1 protein-coding gene is annotated in these 494 nt (G+C 30.0%); it reads left to right on the forward strand.

Annotated features, from left to right (window positions below):
• Positions 1–494, forward strand: a 494-nt coding sequence (locus GBG18_RS15110; protein WP_152192403.1) for an IS30 family transposase, incomplete at both ends; no start/stop codon positions are given.

Genomic DNA, 494 nt, shown 5'->3' on the forward strand with positions numbered 1-494 from the left:
CAGCGATTATAATACTAGAGGTATTATCAAGAATAGAATTTCTATAGATAAAAGACCAAAAATTGTTGAAAGAAAAGCAAGAGTTGGAGACTGGGAAATTGATACAGTAATTGGAAAAAATCATAAAGGTGCATTAGTTACTATTGTTGATAGAAAATCAAAGTTTGCACTTATAAAAAAAGTACAAAGTAAACATGCCAACATCGTTTCTAAAGCTACTATTGATATGTTACTCCCTATAAAAACCTTAACTCATACAATAACATCAGATAATGGAAAGGAGTTTGCTTATCATGAAGAAATTTCCAAAGCTTTAGATACAGACTTTTACTTTGCGAATCCATATCATTCATGGGAAAGAGGATTAAATGAGCATACAAATGGTTTAATACGTCAGTATTTACCAAAGAAAACAGACTTTACAAAAGTTGAAGATGGAAAGATTAGATTTATACAAGATAGATTAAACAATCGGCCTAGAAAAGTTCTTGGAT

This window comes from Poseidonibacter ostreae (assembly GCF_009208075.1).
GTDB classification, from domain to species: domain Bacteria; phylum Campylobacterota; class Campylobacteria; order Campylobacterales; family Arcobacteraceae; genus Poseidonibacter; species Poseidonibacter ostreae.